This window comes from Catellatospora sp. NPDC049111, assembly GCF_040648615.1.
GTDB lineage: Bacteria > Actinomycetota > Actinomycetes > Mycobacteriales > Micromonosporaceae > Catellatospora > Catellatospora aurea.
In genome coordinates this window covers 79206-93159 of record NZ_JBEZEB010000023.1, presented here as the reverse complement: position 1 = coordinate 93159, position 13954 = coordinate 79206, and the positions used below count along the sequence as shown (strand labels likewise).

General features: G+C 72.8%; 15 protein-coding genes. 9 read left to right on the top strand and 6 right to left on the bottom strand.

The genetic code is table 11. The annotated features are described in order from the left end of the window. Window positions 1–32: 32 nt before the first annotated feature. Window positions 33–1463, bottom strand: coding sequence for a glycerophosphodiester phosphodiesterase family protein (locus tag AB0B66_RS27185; protein ID WP_360535215.1), 1431 nt, complete (start codon window positions 1461–1463; stop codon window positions 33–35). A 221-nt stretch (window positions 1464–1684) separates the two neighbouring features. Here AB0B66_RS27185 and AB0B66_RS27180 point away from each other — a divergent pair, with 221 nt between their 5' ends. Both AB0B66_RS27180 and AB0B66_RS27175 read left to right on the top strand, forming a co-directional pair. Then, the gene (locus AB0B66_RS27180) at window positions 1685–2191 is read left to right on the top strand and encodes a DinB family protein (protein WP_360535213.1); all 507 of its coding nucleotides are present in this window, start codon (window positions 1685–1687) and stop codon (window positions 2189–2191) included. 111 nt (window positions 2192–2302) lie between these two features. Continuing rightward, entirely contained in the window at window positions 2303–2911 is a 609-nt protein-coding gene (locus AB0B66_RS27175; protein ID WP_360535212.1) for a hypothetical protein, read from the top strand. 67 nt (window positions 2912–2978) lie between these two features. Here AB0B66_RS27175 and AB0B66_RS27170 read toward each other — a convergent pair whose 3' ends face one another. Next, window positions 2979–4229, bottom strand: coding sequence for a hypothetical protein (locus AB0B66_RS27170; RefSeq protein WP_360535210.1), 1251 nt, complete (start codon window positions 4227–4229; stop codon window positions 2979–2981). A gap of 293 nt (window positions 4230–4522) precedes the next feature. Here AB0B66_RS27170 and AB0B66_RS27165 point away from each other — a divergent pair, with 293 nt between their 5' ends. The 3 genes from AB0B66_RS27165 to AB0B66_RS27155 all read left to right on the top strand — a co-directional run bounded on the left by AB0B66_RS27165 (window position 4523) and on the right by AB0B66_RS27155 (window position 6319). Next, on the top strand, window positions 4523–5083 hold the full coding sequence (locus tag AB0B66_RS27165; protein WP_360535208.1) for a TetR/AcrR family transcriptional regulator: 561 nt from the start codon (window positions 4523–4525) through the stop codon (window positions 5081–5083). A 10-nt stretch (window positions 5084–5093) separates the two neighbouring features. Beyond that, entirely contained in the window at window positions 5094–5741 is a 648-nt protein-coding gene (locus AB0B66_RS27160; protein WP_360535206.1) for a hypothetical protein, read from the top strand. Window positions 5742–5953: 212 nt separating this feature from the next. Further along, a complete protein-coding gene (locus AB0B66_RS27155; protein WP_360535204.1) occupies window positions 5954–6319 on the top strand; it encodes a VOC family protein in 366 nt (121 codons plus the stop codon). A gap of 16 nt (window positions 6320–6335) precedes the next feature. On the opposite strand, the gene AB0B66_RS27150 is transcribed toward AB0B66_RS27155, so the two are convergent. The 3 genes from AB0B66_RS27150 to AB0B66_RS27140 form a co-directional block, all read right to left on the bottom strand. Then, window positions 6336–7337 carry a hypothetical protein gene (locus AB0B66_RS27150; protein ID WP_360535202.1) on the bottom strand — a complete coding sequence of 334 codons (1002 nt, stop codon included), beginning with the start codon at window positions 7335–7337 and terminating at the stop codon, window positions 6336–6338. Continuing rightward, window positions 7334–8269: a transporter substrate-binding domain-containing protein gene (locus AB0B66_RS27145; protein WP_360535200.1), complete on the bottom strand. Its 936-nt coding sequence runs from the start codon at window positions 8267–8269 to the stop codon at window positions 7334–7336. The genes AB0B66_RS27150 and AB0B66_RS27145 overlap by 4 nt, the downstream gene beginning before the upstream one ends. Window positions 8270–8474: 205 nt before the next feature. Then, window positions 8475–9614 carry a geranylgeranyl reductase family protein gene (locus tag AB0B66_RS27140; protein ID WP_360535198.1) on the bottom strand — a complete coding sequence of 380 codons (1140 nt, stop codon included), beginning with the start codon at window positions 9612–9614 and terminating at the stop codon, window positions 8475–8477. Window positions 9615–9830: 216 nt separating this feature from the next. Between AB0B66_RS27140 and AB0B66_RS27135 the strand changes: the two genes are divergently transcribed. The 4 genes from AB0B66_RS27135 (at window position 9831) to AB0B66_RS27120 (ending at window position 13300) form a co-directional block, all read left to right on the top strand. After that, window positions 9831–10676, top strand: a complete 846-nt coding sequence (locus AB0B66_RS27135; RefSeq protein WP_360535196.1) for a slipin family protein — start codon at window positions 9831–9833, stop codon at window positions 10674–10676. A 207-nt stretch (window positions 10677–10883) separates the two neighbouring features. Next, a complete protein-coding gene (locus tag AB0B66_RS27130) occupies window positions 10884–11600 on the top strand; it encodes a hypothetical protein (RefSeq protein ID WP_360535194.1) in 717 nt (238 codons plus the stop codon). A gap of 68 nt (window positions 11601–11668) precedes the next feature. Continuing rightward, window positions 11669–12550: a hypothetical protein gene (locus AB0B66_RS27125; RefSeq protein WP_360535192.1), complete on the top strand. Its 882-nt coding sequence runs from the start codon at window positions 11669–11671 to the stop codon at window positions 12548–12550. Between the two features lie 90 nt (window positions 12551–12640). After that, window positions 12641–13300 carry a hypothetical protein gene (locus AB0B66_RS27120; RefSeq protein WP_360535190.1) on the top strand — a complete coding sequence of 220 codons (660 nt, stop codon included), beginning with the start codon at window positions 12641–12643 and terminating at the stop codon, window positions 13298–13300. A 3-nt stretch (window positions 13301–13303) separates the two neighbouring features. On the opposite strand, the gene AB0B66_RS27115 is transcribed toward AB0B66_RS27120, so the two are convergent. Then, window positions 13304–13930, bottom strand: coding sequence for a hypothetical protein (locus AB0B66_RS27115; RefSeq protein WP_360535188.1), 627 nt, complete (start codon window positions 13928–13930; stop codon window positions 13304–13306). Window positions 13931–13954 lie beyond the last annotated feature (24 nt).

Here is a 13954-nt window from a genome sequence, read left to right as displayed (position 1 = left end):
CCGCCGGCTTCGCCAGGCGAGCCCCGACCGGGTCAGCCCGCGGAGATCCAGCCGGCCAGTTCCGCCGGGCGGTTGGTGATGATGCCGTCGACGCCGAGCTGGTCCAGCGAGCGCCACTGGGCCGCGGAGTCGATCGTCCAGGCCATCACCGCCACGCCGGCCTGGTGCAGGTCGGCGACCAGGGCCGGGCGGGTCAGCAGCGCCGAGCCCGCCGGGTTGTACGCGGTCAGGTGCAGCTGCGCGGCCAGGGCGACGGGGTCGGCGTCCAGCGTGCTGCGCAGCAGGCCGATGGGCAGTTCCGGGGCCAGCTCGTAGCTGTACTGCAGTGATGCCGCGTCGAAGCTCTGGATGAACACGCGGCCGGTCATCTGCTGCTCGCGGATCACCTGCACGATCTTCGCGACCTGGTCGCGGGTGTGCGCACCCTTGATCTCCAGCAGCAGGTTGCCGCCACGGGTGCGCAGGTCGGCCAGTTGCTCGGCCAGCGTCGGCATCCGCACGCCCGTGTAGTGCGGCGCGAACCAGGAACCGGCGTCGAGAGCCTTGAGCTGAGCGGACGTCATGCCGCGGATCGCGCCGGTCCCGTTGGTGGTCCGGTCTACGGTGCTGTCGTGCAGGATGAACGGCACCCCGTCGGACGACGGCTGCACGTCGTTCTCGATCCAGTCCGCGCCCGCCCGCCGGGCGATCTCCTGCGCCACCAGGGTGTTCTCCGGCGCGGCCGACGACGCGCCACGGTGGGCGATGACGGCGACCGGGGCGCCGGGCCCGCGCAGGTAGGCGTTGGCCGGGGCCAGCTCGGTCACCCGTACGTCGTCGAATGACACCGTGGCGCCGTTGACGAACAGCGCCTGCCCGCCGCCGGTCGAGCGCTGCAGGCTCGTGGTGCGCAGCACCTCGACCCCGTCGAACAGCCAGCGGGCCTGGCTGCCGTGCACCTCCGCGGCGATGCGCACATCCCGGCCGGTCCCCGCCGCGTACGGGGCGGCGGCGGTGTTCGTGACGTTCCACGCCCCGGCCGTGGTGCGCTGCGCGAACTCGACGCCGTTGCTCGCGGTGGTGCCGCTGCGCATCGTCGCGATCCACCACGGCGTCGCGCCGTCGGCGGGCACGTCCAGGCCGAGCGCGGCCCAGCGGGTGCTCGCCGTGACGGATTCGAACCGGGCCGTGGCCTCGAACCGGAAGTGGGCGAGGTTCCGCCCAAAAGTGATCTTGTTGTTGGCGGACGAGCTGGTCGACGTGCCGTGGAGGCGGCCGTTCTGCACGGTCCACGTGCCGTCCACGGCCCGCCATCCGGCGGGCAGCGTGCCGGAGGAGAAGTCCGCCGACACGACGACGTCGCCGGGTGCGGCGACGGCCGGCGAGGGCGCGGCGGCCAGTGCGGTGCCGCACAGGGCGAGGGCGGCCAGCGCCGCCGTGGTCCGGCTACGCCACGAGGGGGTACGCAGTGAGGTGGAGGCCATGCCCCGGACCGTACGAAAACGGGCGCAACGCGCCACGAAGACGCGGTGTCCACCCCGCTAACGGCGGCTGTCCGTCGTGGACCGGGTGGCCGGCAAGATCGCTGTTTGCGGCCATGATCTGTGTTCTGACCACGCCTACTGACCCGAAACGGCGATCTTGCCGGCCGCGTGAACCCGCACGGGCTGGTACAAAGGTGGCTTCCGACGGAAGGATCTTCGTGATGGCCACCGAGCGCCCCGATGTGCCGCTGATCGCCGGTGAGCGGGAGATGCTGCGGCAGTTCCTCGACTACCACCGGGCCACGCTGGCCTGGAAGTGCGACGGGCTGACCGACGAGCAGCTGCGTGAGCGGTCCATGCCGCCGTCGACGCTGAGCCTGCTCGGCCTGGTCCGGCACATGTGCGAGGTCGAGCGCACCTGGTTCCGCAAGGTCATCGCCGGGGAGGACATCACCCTGGTCTGGTCGCCGGACAACGACTACCAGGTGGCGTACGACCCGACCGGCGCGACCCGGGCGGACGCGTTCGCCGCGTGGCAGGCCGAGGTCGAGCATGCGCGGCGCATCGAACGCGAGGCCGAGTCGCTGGACGTGGTCGCCCACAACCCCCGCTGGGGACAGGACGTCTCGCTGCGGTTCGTGATGCTGCACCTGATCCACGAGTACGCCCGCCACAACGGCCACGCCGACTTCCTCCGTGAGGGCGTCGACGGCGTCACCGGCGCCTGACCCGCGTTTGCTCCACCGCGACGAGCGGCCGAATCGTGACCCGACGGGGCCACGCGCGGCCGGGCGGATCCGTCACACTGTGCGACGCCGTCGTCATCGGAGGGAAGAAGCATGGTCAGCAACGAGGTCCGGCCGCGTACCGTCACCGTGGCGAGCGCCGCGCTGGCGGCGTTCGTCGCCGTAGGCGTGGCCGACGTGGTCGTGTCGGTGGTCTCGCTGGGCCGGTTCGCCGACGCGGCTGACGCGTTCCTGGCCTCGGCGCGCGCCGCGCAGGTGGCCGACCCGGCGGACGTCGTCGACGTCGTGCGGGAGTCGCTGTGGTTCGACCTCGGGGTCGCGGCCCTGGCGGTGGTGGCCTTCGCGGTCCTGGCGGTCGCGATCCGGCGGCCGTGGCAGGCCGGGCGGGTCCTGACGTGGGTCGCGGCCGTGCCGTTCGTCGTGGTGCTCGTCTGCGGCATCGCGGTGGGCCTGGAGTACGCGCCACCGTCGGACGTGAGCATGCCGGTGTACACCCTGGCGGACCTGGGGCTGCTGCCGGGCTGGCATTCGACGGCCCGCAGTGTGCTGACCACGCTGGAGGTGGTGCTGCTGGCCGTGGCCTGCTTCCAGCTGACGCGGGAGGACTCGACGGACTTCTACCGCAGCCAGATCCTCGGCGCGAGCCTGGGCCAGGTGGCCGCCGAGCAGCAGCGCCGCCGGGAGTCCGAGCCGACCGGCTGAGCCGGTCCCGGCAACGCGGACGCGGCCCGTGCCAGGTGGCGCGGGCCGCGTCGCTCACAACCGGGTGTTACGGGGCCAGGGCGATCAGCGAGGTCTTGTCGTTGATGTCGCCGCCGACGTACAGGTGGTCGCTCTTGACGAACAGCCGGCAGGTGCCCAGGTTCTGGCCGGAGTCGTTGTCGCAGAGCACGGCACGGCCCGCGCCGGGCACGCGCAGCGAACTGACCCCGTCGTTGCCGACCGGGGCGAGGTCCGCGGCCGTGTAGATGCCGGGCCCGAAGGTGGCCGTGGCGCCCTTGAAGTCGCGGTCGGCGTACACGTTCAGCAGGCTGCCCGAGGCCGGGCCGGCCTGCACGACGAGGGTGGAGATGCCGTCGTTGAGCGCGCTGCCGCCCAGGTTGGTCTCGCCGGCGCCGAACATCCGGCACAGGCCGAGGTCGCCCTGCCCGCTGGGGCCGGTGCTGTCGTTGCGGCAGCCGACCACGCGCCAACCGTCGCCCACGCGCAGCGAGCTGATCTTGTCGTTGCCGACCGTGGCCAGTTCGTTGGCGAGCCCGGTGTACACGCCCGGGTTGAACGACTGGCGCAGGCCGCCCAGGTCGGCGTCGGCGGCGGCGATCAGCGGGGGTGTGCCCACGGCGATCAGGGAGATCTTCGTCTCCATGTCGCCGCCGACGGTGGCGTGCTCGCCGCCGCGGAACAGCCGGCACTTGCCGAGGTCGAGGGTGGCGGTGCCCGGCTTGGCGTCGTTGTCGCAGGCGACGACGCGGTATCCGTCGGTGACCTTCAGCGACTTGACCGAGTCGGCCAGCGTGGACAGGTTGCCGGCGACCTGGCCGAAGCCGCCCGAGCCCAGCGGCAGCGAGGTGCCGGTGAACTTGGTGTTCTGGAACGCGGTGACGGCGGTGCCCTTGACCGGCTTGCCCATGACGGCCAGCAGCGAGATCTTGTCGTTGAGGCCGTCGCCGACGAACTGGTGCAGCCCGGCGTCGAAGTAGCGGCAGGCACCCAGCGAGCCCTTGTTCACGTTGCCCTCGGACCCGCCGTTGTCGCAGGCCAGGGCCCGATATCCGGAGGCGACGTAGAGCGAGGTGATGGCGTCGTTGCCGACGACGCCGAGTTCCTTCTTGGCGGCGTCGAACACGCCCGTCCCGTAGGACTGCTTGGCGCCGGTGAAGTTGCGGTCGGCGTACGCGACGAGCGGCGCGGAGCCGACGCCGGGGATCACCGCCGCCTGCGCGGGCGTGGCGCTCAGCAGCGACGGCAGGAGGGCGGTGGCCACCGCCGCGCCCGCCGCCAGGGACCTTCGAAACGACATGCCAGCCTCCGAACCCGAATCGACCGAGCCGACTCGTAGACCATGGACATTGCTCCTGGAGGCGTAGCGGCAGGCACAGGTGTCAGGGGGAGCCGTCGCCGGCACACCTGGAGCGCATCCCCGCCACGCGCTCGATCAGGTATGCCCTTTGTATCGGATTTAGTCCTTAATGTCCATAATTGCCCCGCTTATCCGCCGCGCCTGACCGCGCCGCGCAGCGCCGCTTGACGACAGCTGGCTAATGACAGTAGCTTTAAGGCTACGAAATTTAGCTAGTGGAAGGAGGTGGCGACATGCCCAGGGCCGGACTGTCCACTCAGGCCGTCGTCCAGGCGGCCGTCGAGGTCATCGACGAGCACGGGGTCGACGCGCTGACCCTCGCCGCCGTCGCGGCGCGCTGCGGCGTCGCCGCTCCCTCGCTCTACAAACACGTCGACGGCCTCGCCGAACTGAAGACCCAGGTCGGCGTGCGTGTGCTCAACGAACTCGCGGACCGGTTCGCCGCCGCGGCGATGGGTCGCAGCGGCACGGACGCGATCACCGCGCTGATGCACGCCTACCGGCAATACGTGGTGGCCCACCCCGCCCGCTACGCCGCGATGCCCGTCGACCCGCTGCACCATCCCGAACTCGCCGCGGCCGGCATCCGGCAGCTCGAAGTCATCCAGGCCGCGCTGCGGCCGTGGCGGCTCGACCCCGCGAGTCAGGTCCACACCATTCGCAAGCTGCGCGTCATCGCGCACGGCTTCGCCTCGCTGGAGTCCGCCGGCGGCTTCGGCCTGCCCGAAGACCTCGACGAGACCTACCAGCAGCTCATCGCCACCTTCCTCGATTCCCTGCCGGCCCACCCCTGAGGAGAAGCCCGTGTCCGCACCCCTCACCCGCATCCGCCTGGCCGCCGCCGCGCTGGCCGCCGCCGGAGTCCTGTTCGCGCTGTACCCCGGTCTGCGCCCGTGGCGGGACGAGACCACTCTGCAGGGCGCGCAGGAAGCCATGTCCTCGCCCTGGTGGGTCGCCACCCACCTGTTCGCGATGATCGGGTTCATCCTCGTGCCGCTCGCCCTGCTGGCGGTGCGCCGCGTCGTCGACGGCACCCGCGCCGAGCCGCTCGCGCTCACCGCCGCGGTCACCGCCTGGATCGGCGTCGGCCTGACCCTGCCGTTCTACGGCGCGGAGGACTTCGCCCTGCACGTGCTGGCCGCCGAGAGCACCGGCGGCGCCCAGCTCGACCTGCTCGGCCTGGCCGAAGGCGTGCGCTACCTGCCCGCCGCGGTGACCACCTTCGGCATCGGACTGATCCTGCTCGCCGTCGGCGCGGTCCTCGCCGCCGTCGCGATCGCCCGCTCCGGCGTCCTGCCGCGCATGTCCGGCGTGCTCTTCGCCGTGGGCTTCGCGACGTTCCTGCCGCAGTTCTTCACCCCCGCCGCCGTCCGCGTGGGCCACGGCGTGCTCGTCGCCGCCGGCTGCCTCTGGCTCGCGTACGCCCTCTGGCGCACCCCCGCCCGCTCTTGAGGGGAAAGGAAGGGCACCTTCACAACGCTCCGCGTTGTAGAAGGTGCCCTTCCAAACATCACCAGGCTCAGGACCTGCCGTCGTACGCGTCGCGCAGGCCCTGGATGTCGATCCACTCCCCATCCAACACCCGTCGCCGGACGTCCGCCCGCGGCCGGCGCGCGCGCCGTATTTCACGGCATCGGTCGGACCCGTGCGGCAGAATGTTCGCCGTGATCGGACGCTGGCACGGCCTCATCATCGACTGCCCGGACCCGAGCGCGCTGGCCGGGTTCTACCAGGAGCTGCTCGGCATGGAGCGGGTGTACGAGGAGGGCGACTGGGTCGTCATCGGCGACGCCCCCGACCGGCCGGGCGTGGCGTTCCAGCGGGTCGCCGACTTCACGCCCCCGCGGTGGCCCGACCCTGCCCACCCTCAGCAGATGCACCTCGACGTGCGCGTCGACGACATCGAGCAGGCCGAGCCGCAGGTGCTCGCGCTGGGCGCGACCCCGCTGCCCGGCGGCGGCAAGACCTTCCGGGTGTACGCGGACCCGATCGGCCACCCGTTCTGCCTCGTCTGGCAGGTGGCGGGGTGACCGCACCACGGCCCGCTCAGGTCGGGATGCGGCAGACCGCGCTGACCGGGGCCATCGGGCGCACCCGGCGTCCCAGCGCGCCGAGCAGCGAGTCCTCGACGTGGAACTCGCGCACCCACAACCGGTAGCGCACCAGCTCCTCCGCCGTCGGGCAGAGCACCCGCGCCGCGATGTCGTCGTTGTCGATGTACCGCACACCCCCGCGCTCCTGCAGGATCACCGTGTTGACGTCATCGGTGCTGATCACGTGGCCGCGCACCTCCTCGGGCACCCCGGCCGGGGTGGCCACCGTGGTGACCGTCATCGGCAGCACCGGCGTCATCACCACGGGCACGGCCGCGATCAGCAGCACCACCGCGATGCCGGGCTGCGCCAGCGCCGCCGCCGGCAGCACCAGCCATCGGGGCAGCGGCCCGCTCACCCCCGACGCCAGCAGCGGCGGCACGACCAGCAGCGCCACCGCGAACAGCTCCCCGGTCCGCCACGCCTGCAGCACCGTCGGCCCGACCAGCCAGCCGTATCCGGCCAGCGCCACCGCCACGGTCACCGCCCACCGCCAGCGCGGCCAGGCCAGGGCGGCCAGCTCCCGCTGGAACACCGCCACCGCGGCGACCACCAGCAACGGCAGGTAGATGATCTGCCAGGTGGTCAGCGCGATCGCGAACAGCCCCGCCAGGAACCACGGCGGCGCGATCGCGTACCACCGCGCGAACAGCGGCCGCCGCCGCGGCCAGCCCTCCGTGCTCACGGCCAGCACCGAGCCCAGCGCGAACACCGCGACCAGCCCCGTGGTCACCAGCCGGGTGGCCGTGGTGAACAGCGCCGCCAGGAGGTTGACCGGTCCGACGTTGGCGACCAGCAGCAGCGTCGTCTGCAGTTCCCCGCCGGCCTCGATCCACAGCCGCATCACCGAGAAGACGGCGGGCACACCGACGGCCACCGTCCAGAAGCCCTGTCCGGCGCGCCACGCGGAACGCTTGCGGAGCGGCGGCGGCCCCGGCTCGCCGGACCCGGTCATGGCTTGCGTGCCTTCTCGTCGTAGTCCACCAGGTCGGGGGCGTCGATGGGCGGCTGGGTGGTGTCGTCGCCGAGCCACGGCCCCAGCGTGCGCCGGTACGCAGCCAGCCACGGGCTGGTGCCCGTCGACCGGCCCGCGTCGTAGCTCTTGCGCAGGAAGAACGCCACCAGGTCGCGCAGCTCGGGATCCTGCTTGGACACCCCTACGCCGAGCCGCTCGTTCGCGCCGATCGGCACGTCGACGATGAACAGGTCCTTCGGGTGCTCGGACAGGTATCCGGCGAGGATCGTCTCGTCGGTGGAGTAGGCGTGCGACTTGCCCGACATCAGCCGCTCCAGGCACTCGCGGTTGGTCGCCGCCGGATACACCTTCAGCCCCCGGTCGGTGAACTGGCGCTCGCCGGTGGAGCCGCCGACCACACAGGTCTCCCGTCCCGGCTGGGCCAGGTCGTTGAGGTTACGGATCTTGTCGCGGTCCGCGGTGCGGATCAGCAGCTCCTGCTTGGTGGCGAAGTACGGCCCGGCGAAGTCGATCTCCTTTTCCCGGTCCGGGGTCATCGAGTAGCTGGCCACCACCAGGTGCACCTGGCCCGACACGAGCGCGTTCTCGCGGTCCTCGGTCTGCAGCGGCACCCACTCGATGCGGCTTTCGCCCTGGAAGCCCAGCGATTCGGCCAGGTAGCGCGCGATCTCGATGTCGAAGCCCTCGAAGCGCCCGTTCACGATCTTGCCCATGAGCGGCTGGTCCTCGGCCACGCCGATCTTGATCCTCGGCTGGCCGTACACGTCGGTCTTCCGGAACAGGTCGTCCACGGTCGTCGGTGCGTTGTCCTTGGGTCCGCAGGCCGCAGCGCCCGCCAACAGCATCGTCAGCGTCACCGCGGTCGCGGTCAGCAGCGGCCGCAACCGCGGCCGGGCAGGAATCTCAGTCATCGGCGGTCCTCAGGTAGGTGGACGGCGCCGGTCCAATGTAGTCGCGCGCCTCCACACCGTGACGCCCGCCAGTACAACGTTTAGATGAAGCACCCGCCCTGACACGTCGTCCCTGCGCGTTCGTCCTGCAGTTTCGGGGAAAGTGCAGGAATCCACGCCCCGATTCATGCAGCTTCCCCGAAACGGCAACAGCGAAGACCGGAGGTCAGGCGCGGTGGACGGCGGCGGTGGCCACTGCCGCGAGCAGGCGCGGGGTGAGGAGGCCGTCGCCGAGGCCCAGGCCGACGAAGCCGTCGAAGACGCGCTGGTCGCGGGCAGCGGCACGCATCCCGGCGTCGACCACCCACGGTCGTGCGGTCAGCCCGGCGACCACGCTGGTGTGCCGCAGGTGGCGGGCCAGGCGGCGGCGCAGCGCGACCGTGTAGGCGCGGCCCGCGGTCGGGCCGCCCGGTGCCACTGCGGCCCGACCGGCCAACGAGCCGGACAGCACGGCGTAGAAGATGCCCTCGCCGGTGAACGGGTTGATCAGCGACAGCGCGTCTCCTGCCAGCAGCAACCGCCCGTGTCCCGGGCGGGGACGCCACGTGGACAACGGCAGGTGATGCGCCCGCGCGTCGGACAGCTCGGCCGGGCCGGTGTCGCCGAGCAGGTCGTGCATCCGCTCCAGCAGATGAGACCGGCTGAGCGGGCCGATCGACGCCAGTTCGCCGTAGCCGACGTTGCGCCGCCCGTCCCCGATCGGGAACGACCAGGCGTAGGCGGGCCACCGCTGCCCGGTCATCACGATGCGCTGCTCCGGCCGCGGCGCGGGGTCGGGGGCATAGGCGCGGATGGCCACGGCCAGTCGGTCCGGCGGGTTGCGGGGCAGGCCCAGGGCGCGCCGCACGGTGGAGTTCGCGCCGTCCGCCCCGATCACGACCCGTGCGGCGAGACCGCCGCCGAGGTCCACGCCGTCCGGGCGCACCGTGAGGGCGCGCACCGTGTGCTGCCGGAACGTGGCGCCGGCCCGCACCGCCGCGGCGACCAGGCGGGCGTCGAACACCGCGCGCGGGATGACATACGCCGGCTCGGGCAGCTCCCGCGCCGCCTGCGCGCCGCCGGGCCCGGTCAGGCGCAGCGAGCGGATCGGCGGGTGGCCGTCGGTCAGCCCGGTGACCCCGAGCCCGGCCAGCACGTCGAGGCCCTGCTGGGCGATACCGTCGCCGCAGGCCTTGTCACGCGGGAACATCTCGCGGTCCAGCAACAGCACCTTCGCCCCGGCCCGCGCGGCGGCCAGCGCGGCGGCCGACCCGGCCGGCCCGGCCCCGACGATCGCGACGTCGTACACGCCTCCAGCATCGGTCATGGCCGGGCAGGCCGCCACGGGAGCCGAAAATCCGTTGCCGGGCAACGGGGTCCGTGATGAAGTGATCTCGCCCCGGCGGGCTCATAGCGGGTGTCTGCCAGACAAAGTGCACTGGAATCGTCATTCCATGCTGACAGGCCTCTTTCGCCTGATACCCGTCCTAGCCATCGGACCCGCTCCGGGGCGACCCTCTTCCCTTCACCATGAGGAATCGCCATGGGCGCCACCACCGAGATCATCATTAAGAACACCCACCGCGGCCTGCGCTACGAGGACGGCCGGCTGACCGGCGTGCTGGAGGCCGGCCGCTACGAGCTGCCCGCCGCGAGCGGCCGGTTCGGCAAGCGCGGCCCGGTCGTCGAGGTGACCCTGGTGGACATGCGCGAGCGCGAGCTGACCCTGAAGGGCCAGGAGATCCTGACCTCGGACAAGGTCGCGCTGCGGGTGAGCATCCTGACCCACTTCAAGGTGGTCGACCCGGTCGCCGCGGTGGAGCGGGTGGACAGCTACACCGACCGTGTCTACAGCGACGTGCAGCTGGCGGCCCGCCGCTCGCTGGCGTCGATGACGCTGGAGGACATCCTCACCAACCGCAACCAGCTGTCCGAGGACATCCTGCGTGACGTGCAGGGCGCCGCCGCCGGGTACGGCGTGGAGATCCTGCGCGCCGACGTGAAGGACCTCGTGTTCCCCGGCAACCTGCAGGAGGTCATGAACCGGGTGCTGGCCGCGCAGCGGCTCGCCGAGGCGCAGCTGGTCGACGCGCGCACCAAGGCCGAGAAGGATGTGCTGGAGGCGCGGGCGCGCGCGGAAGCCGACCAGGTCACCGCCGCCGGCAAGCGCGAGGCGACCCGGCTGGCCGCCGAGGCCGATGCCGCGGCGCAGCGCATCCGGGTCGAGGCCGAGGTCGACGCGCTGCGCCGGCTGGCCGAGGCCGCGGCCGTGTACGCCGAGCACCCGGCGCTGCTGCGGCTACGTGAGCTGGAGACGATGACCGCGCTCGGCGGCAACGCCGAGGCCCGTCTGTACATCGGCTTCGACAAGCACAGCACCCCGAACTGAGACCGATCGTCCGGGCGGGTCCACCGGGACCCGCCCGGACGCTGTCCGGCGGCCGACCCGGGCAGGCCGACTCGATCCGAAGCCGACGAACCGCGTCCCACGGTGCCCGGCGATGCGCGGCGGCCCGTCGTGTGCCACGCTCGGCAACGACGCCGCGGATCCGCCGAGCCGGCCGCGGCCCGGATCATCCGGCGGGCAGGGGGCGAGATGTCGCGCAGTGGCGCGGAGACGGTCGTGACGGTGCCGGCGGGGGAGCGGGCGCTGATCGCCTGGGGTTTCCCGATCGCGGGTTTGGCCCTCGGCTGGCTGCTCAAGGCCGCCGCGGGCTGGATCGCCGGATTGTCCTGGGCGCCGTTCCAGGGTCCGTTCAAGCTGGTCGCGGAGATCCCCGAGCCGTGGGCCACGATCGGTGCGCTCGTGCTGGGCCTGGTCGCCGGGTTGCTGCTGGTGCTGACCGCGATCGGCGAGCGGCTCACGGTGACGGTGACCGACGGGACGGCGGTGCTGGCCCGCGTCGACGGCCCGTCGCGTACGGTCGCCCGCGCGGACGTGGCCGCGGTGTTCGTCGACGGCAAGCAGCTGGTGCTGCAGGGCGCGGACGGCTGGGAGCACGCCCGTGAGGCCTCCGACCTGCGTGCCGCCGACCTGCGGGCGGCGTTCGCGGCGCACGGTTACCCGTGGCGCGACGAGGGCGACCCGCACGGCGCGCTGTTCCGGCTCTGGGTGCCCGATCTGCCGGGCCTGCCCGCGGGCGCGGGCGCGCTGCTGACGGCCCGCGCGAAGGCGCTGTCCAAACGCGAGGAGACCGAGTCGGCGGTACTGCGCGAGGAGCTGCGCCGGCTGGGTGTGCTGGTGCGCGACGAGCAGCGCCGGCAGTACTGGCGGGTGGCCACCCCGCCCGGCTCGGGAGATCATGTCGGCTAGGGCAGCAACCGGGACCCACCACGATGCGTCGATGAAATGACATGCACCGCCGAACCGGGGGAGCGCTCATGAACCGCCGATCGATCCATCTCGCCGCGGGGCCACTCGCCGCGCTGCTCGTGCTCGCCGGGTGCGCGCCCGTGCCGTCGCCCGAACCCGCCGGCACGGTGCCGCTCGTCGGCGCGGCGTCCCCGGCGGCCGACGCCGCGGCACAGCTCGCCAGGTTCGCCGGCTTTCCGGTGGACCGCAGACCGCGGCCGATCCTGCTGCTCGGCAGCCGGGTGCGGGAGTTCGGCTACACCACCGGTGACGCGAAGATCGCCATGTCGCAGGGGCGGCTGAAGCTGCAGGCGCAGCTGCCCGACGGCCCGGCGACGGTCGGCGCCGTGCTGTCCGACGGCGCCTTCGAGCTGCCCGCGATCAGCTCCCGGCAGGCGTACGAGCTGCTCGCGGCCGTGGGTGACCCCAAGTCGGCGCCCGACGTCAGCCCGCCGCCGCTGCTGATCACGAAGGTCGCGCTCGGCACGGCCGAGTTCGCCACCGACCGCGGCCCGCGGATGCTGCCCGCGTGGCTGTTCACCGCGCCGGAGTCGATCCAGCCGTTGGCCGTCGCCGCGTTGGCCGACACCGCGTTCTGGCCGGTGGAGCACGCGGACGGGGTGCTGAACCCGGCAGGGCTCGCCGCTGACGGAGTGACGCTGACCCTGCGCCTGCCCGCCCCCGGCCCGCCCTGCCCCGGGGAGCCGGTGCGGGAGCACACGGCCGAGGTGGTGGAGTCGGCGCAGGCCGCCGTCGTGCGGCTGCGGATCGCCGTCGTGTCCCCCGCCGCCACCGCGGGCGGCGAGGGCTGCGTACGGGACGCGATGCTGCGTACCGCGTTGTACACCGTGCGGCTGGCGCAGCCGCTGGGCAACCGGGTGCTGCTGGGGGCGTCCGGCGACGTGCCCTGACCGGGGTCTCGCGAATCCGCCGGCGGCTCGGCCGCCGCGCCTGGCAGGCTGGCCGCGGCCGGTGACGGCCCGGACACGTGGGAGGTGATCGTGGCGGTACGGCCGCAGGTCGGTGACCCGCTGCGCCCCTGCCCGGACTGCCCGGCGTGGGAGTTCGGCGGCGCACCGCACTGCGCCCGCTGCGCGGCCCTGGTCGACGCGCTGGTCGAGGAGCAGTGGCGGGACTACGTCGCGGGCTTCGGCGTGCTGTCAGCCGACGATCAGGTCGACGTCGCGCGGATGGTCGTGCAGGAACCGCACCGCCACGACTGGCGGGTCGTGGACGCGGCCCTGGACCGGCTGCCCTGCGCCGAGTGCGGCGGCCGACAGGGCTCCGGGCCGATGTCGTGCGGGTCGTGCGAGGTCGCGCACGGCTTCCGATACGTGGCGATCGAGACCGACCGGCCGGGCGTGCCACCGGGCAACGAGCACGCCGTACGGGTCAACGTCTCGGTGCTGCGCCGCCCGCACACGACCTCGGCACAGGAACTGCTCGCCCGCCGACTGCTGCTGCCCGCGCTGCTGGTGGGGCACCTGCCGTCGACGGCGCAGGCGCAGCGGTTCAGCGCGGCGCTCAAGGACGCGGTCGCGCGGCTGGGCGAGGCGAGGCTGACCCGTGACCCGGCGACCCTCGCCCAGGACCCGGTGCTGGCCACACTGATCGCCGAGAGCGGCGTCCCGCAGCTTTTCGGACCCGCCGGTGCCCGCTGACCGTCACGGGGTGGTCGCCGAGCGCAGGCGACGGCGGCGGTAGAGCGGGAAGACCAGCACGATGACCAGCGAGAGCAGCGGCGCGGGTGAGCCGAACAGCGCCCGCCAGACCAAGAAGTCGAGGACCGGGACCGCGACCGCGGCCCAGTACAGCCAGGGCGGGAAGGCCGGGGTGCGCCACCGTGGGTCGGCCCACGGGGTGTGGCGCCAGGGTTTGGCGACCGAGAGCCAGGCCTGCCCGGCGATCGCCGAGGCCATCAGCGCCGACGCGGCGATCAGCGGTCCCGCGTCGGCGGTCGCGCCGCCCGCCAGTGCGTCCAGGCGCGGGCTGAGCACGGCGATGCCCACGTACAGCTGGGTCAGCGTGATCGCGAACTTCGCCAGCACCCACCAGTAGCGCAGGTAACCCCAGGCCGTCAGGGCCGACAGCATCAGGCCGGTGAACGCCGACGAGGTCGCCAGGTGCGCCAGCAGCTGCTTGTCGAGGACGCGGGCGGCCGCGTGACCGGCCGGGGTGCGCGTGATCAGCAGCACACACAGGCACAGCGCCAGGGTCATCCAGCCGATCGAGGTGACGGCGTGCAGCCATACCAGCGTCTGCCGCCCCCACCGCCCATTTCTGCGTGCCATGCGGGCCAGCCTCGCCCTTGCCGC

Bases quoted from the DNA above. Each gene is read 5' to 3' on its own strand.
- AB0B66_RS27185 (WP_360535215.1), bottom strand. From the start codon at position 1,463: ATGGCCTCCACCTCACTGCGTACCCCCTCGTGGCGTAGCCGGACCACG.
- AB0B66_RS27180 (WP_360535213.1), top strand. From the start codon at position 1,685: ATGGCCACCGAGCGCCCCGATGTGCCGCTGATCGCCGGTGAGCGGGAG.
- AB0B66_RS27175 (WP_360535212.1), top strand. From the start codon at position 2,303: ATGGTCAGCAACGAGGTCCGGCCGCGTACCGTCACCGTGGCGAGCGCC.
- AB0B66_RS27170 (WP_360535210.1), bottom strand. From the start codon at position 4,229: ATGTCGTTTCGAAGGTCCCTGGCGGCGGGCGCGGCGGTGGCCACCGCC.
- AB0B66_RS27165 (WP_360535208.1), top strand. From the start codon at position 4,523: ATGCCCAGGGCCGGACTGTCCACTCAGGCCGTCGTCCAGGCGGCCGTC.
- AB0B66_RS27150 (WP_360535202.1), bottom strand. From the start codon at position 7,337: ATGACCGGGTCCGGCGAGCCGGGGCCGCCGCCGCTCCGCAAGCGTTCC.
- AB0B66_RS27145 (WP_360535200.1), bottom strand. From the start codon at position 8,269: ATGACTGAGATTCCTGCCCGGCCGCGGTTGCGGCCGCTGCTGACCGCG.
- AB0B66_RS27140 (WP_360535198.1), bottom strand. From the start codon at position 9,614: ATGACCGATGCTGGAGGCGTGTACGACGTCGCGATCGTCGGGGCCGGG.
- AB0B66_RS27135 (WP_360535196.1), top strand. From the start codon at position 9,831: ATGGGCGCCACCACCGAGATCATCATTAAGAACACCCACCGCGGCCTG.
- AB0B66_RS27130 (WP_360535194.1), top strand. From the start codon at position 10,884: ATGTCGCGCAGTGGCGCGGAGACGGTCGTGACGGTGCCGGCGGGGGAG.
- AB0B66_RS27125 (WP_360535192.1), top strand. From the start codon at position 11,669: ATGAACCGCCGATCGATCCATCTCGCCGCGGGGCCACTCGCCGCGCTG.
- AB0B66_RS27115 (WP_360535188.1), bottom strand. From the start codon at position 13,930: ATGGCACGCAGAAATGGGCGGTGGGGGCGGCAGACGCTGGTATGGCTG.